5 protein-coding genes are annotated in these 2,537 nt (G+C 38.0%); all 5 read left to right on the top strand.

Features of this window, described 5'->3' with window-relative positions; translation table 11 throughout:
- Positions 1 to 97 precede the first annotated feature (97 nt).
- The 5 genes from ACYVRH_RS11750 (at position 98) to ACYVRH_RS11770 (ending at position 2,257) form a co-directional block, all read left to right on the top strand.
- Positions 98 to 427 carry a type II toxin-antitoxin system PemK/MazF family toxin gene (locus tag ACYVRH_RS11750; RefSeq protein ID WP_461257104.1) on the top strand — a complete coding sequence of 110 codons (330 nt, stop codon included), beginning with the start codon at positions 98 to 100 and terminating at the stop codon, positions 425 to 427.
- A 257-nt stretch (positions 428 to 684) separates the two neighbouring features.
- On the top strand, positions 685 to 1,119 hold the full coding sequence (locus tag ACYVRH_RS11755) for a PD-(D/E)XK nuclease family transposase (RefSeq protein ID WP_461257105.1): 435 nt from the start codon (positions 685 to 687) through the stop codon (positions 1,117 to 1,119).
- 128 nt (positions 1,120 to 1,247) lie between these two features.
- Positions 1,248 to 1,382, top strand: coding sequence for a hypothetical protein (locus tag ACYVRH_RS11760; protein ID WP_461257106.1), 135 nt, complete (start codon positions 1,248 to 1,250; stop codon positions 1,380 to 1,382).
- A 379-nt stretch (positions 1,383 to 1,761) separates the two neighbouring features.
- A complete protein-coding gene (locus ACYVRH_RS11765; RefSeq protein WP_461257107.1) occupies positions 1,762 to 2,049 on the top strand; it encodes a type II toxin-antitoxin system Phd/YefM family antitoxin in 288 nt (95 codons plus the stop codon).
- The gene (locus ACYVRH_RS11770) at positions 2,042 to 2,257 is read left to right on the top strand and encodes a type II toxin-antitoxin system RelE/ParE family toxin (RefSeq protein ID WP_461257108.1); all 216 of its coding nucleotides are present in this window, start codon (positions 2,042 to 2,044) and stop codon (positions 2,255 to 2,257) included. The genes ACYVRH_RS11765 and ACYVRH_RS11770 overlap by 8 nt, the downstream gene beginning before the upstream one ends.
- Positions 2,258 to 2,537: the final 280 nt, after the last annotated feature.

Raw genomic sequence — 2,537 nt, forward strand, 5'->3', positions numbered from 1 at the left:
GACCACGGCAGGGTTGGAGTGAAGCCTTTGCAAAAAAGCCGGATGATAAAGCGGATAAATTATTGCTTCCTGACAATATTGACAACGAAACTTTTGAATGGGTTTGGTGATGGAACAATACTCAATCTGTCTTGTTAATTTGGAACCAACGATTGGGCATGAGATAAAAAAGACTCGTCCTTGCGTGATTATTTCTCCAGATGAAATGAATCAACACATTTCAACTGTTATTATCGCGCCAATGACGACAAAATCGCGCGCTTACCCTACTCGTGTACCGTTGACATTTAAAGGTAAAAAGGGCTGGATTGTCCTGGACCAAATCAGGGCTTTAGACAAAAGACGCGCCATTAAAAAACTTGGAAAGCTCAGTCCCAATAAAATAACAGAAGTAAAGAATGTTATTAATGAAATGCTCGTGGAGTGAGCCGCTGTTGTATTATTTATTCGTTCCCACTTCTTATCTATAATTACCGCCCATACTACGAACCCGCTAATGAGCGCTGTTACCAGAATTGAGTGTTTTTTGCGGCGGTTGGGGGCATTCAAATTATAGCCTCTTGAAAATTTTTTCGAATTTATTCATTTTCGGTCAAGCAAAACGGCACTCTCACGTCATATATAGGTATGTAATTTTTGAACCTTCTTTCGAAGGTTCGGTACAAAACTGTATTGGAGTTATTTATGAAAACAAACAATCAAAATCCTGCTCAGCACGAGTGGGGACCCTTTCCCTTCGGAGACGGGGAACGTATCGACGTAGAAATGTCATTCCACCCGATTGACGATGAGCTAAACAGGGTAGAGTATTTTGCGTCCAGATTGTTCGTAGGGCAAGAGATAGAGGGTATCGAGAAAACCTATTCCGATTTAAAGGAAACTTATCAGATTTCGATACTGGCGCAAAAACCATTCTTCCCCGATAAATACCTGACGCATACCTTTCAGTTTTATGATCCGCGGACTAATGTTTCATTGGACGGCAAGATACGGATAATCACGCTGGAATTGGAGAAAGCCGACGCCTTCATTGGCAAACCTGTAGAAGAAATGACGAATGCGGAACAATGGGCGGCGTATTTTCAGTATTTGACAGACGAGCAAAAAGAGAGAAAATAAAGGAGATAATAAACCGTGAGGAGGGAATAGCGATGGCTACTGACACACTGCGTAAAGTTTCAGCGGAATATGAGGCTTATGCGCTTTAAACCAGCCTTATGAAAGGCGAACTCGACTGGCGGAGTGGAATGAGGGATGCAAAGAACGAAGGCCGTAAAGAAGAAAAACTTGATATTGCCCGAAATCTTAAAGGGATGGGGTTATCTATTTCTCAAATAGCCGAAGGAACCGGCCTCTCCCCTGAGACTATTGCCCAGTTGTGATGTTTTTACAATTAACAATGAGCAATTAGAAATGAGTAATGTTGCTGTAAGTTAGCTTTGCGTATTGCTAATCTGTACTATTTCTTGAAAGATTTTAATCTAAAATATTTCACACCAAGAGCACAAAGGAAGAGAAGGACACAAAGAGGAATCAGGGGTTTTTGTCCGTTATCTTATCGTGAAGCCCACGCATAGCTTTTGGACAACAACCCCTGATCCCTCTTCCTTTGTGTTCTTCTAAACTTTGTGATCTTTGTGTGAAATTTTTTTAGAATTTATTCATTTTCAGTCAAGCGTCCGGTTGGGAATAAATCAAAAAAGGACTTGATAAAACAGTCTTTCTTTGGTATTATTTAAGTACTTGCCTTTGGAGGTTTTTATGAATGTTAATTTAAAAGAAGATGTAAAACCAATTTCCTATATAAAGACAAATGCTGCGGAAATGATTGACTATATCAATAAATGTAAAAATCCAATAATTATTACTCAACATGGTGAAGCAAAAGGGGTCTTTCTGGATATTGAATCATATCAAGATATGATCAATGCGTTATCTTTAATGAAATTATTACAGTTTTCTGAAAAATCTGTCCGAGAAGGAAAAGTTTATGATAATGACCAAGTATTTTTAGAATTAAGAAAAAAAATTGGTCAAAATAATGGATAAAAAATATTTCATAAAATGGACTGCGCCCGCAAGAGAAGACATAAACGAGATTATTGATTATATCTCAAAAACAAATATAAGTTATGCAATAAAAATATTAGACAGTATAGAAAAGAATGTTAAAAAATTGGATATGTTTCCCGAACGGTATAGAATTGTTCCGGAATTGGAAAAATACGGATATTTAATTTATAGGTCTCGGCACTAAAATCAAAGAACGTTTGTCGCTTGAAAACTGTGGAGAAAATCTCAAGCCAAAAAGCCGTCTAATCAAAAGCTACACATGCCACAAGACATCTTCTCCCTCTTTGTGATCTTTGTCCCTTAGTGAGCTTTATGTGAAAAATTTGCGATTAAATTCTTTCAGGGGGTAATAATTTGGCGGAATTAATAAACAGTTACGAGAACACAATCAAAGAGCAAGAGAACTTACTGGCGGACTTACGGAAACAACTAACCGCAATGTCAGAAACCTACAAGAAGCAGTC

The organism is Treponema sp. R80B11-R83G3, from assembly GCF_054786115.1.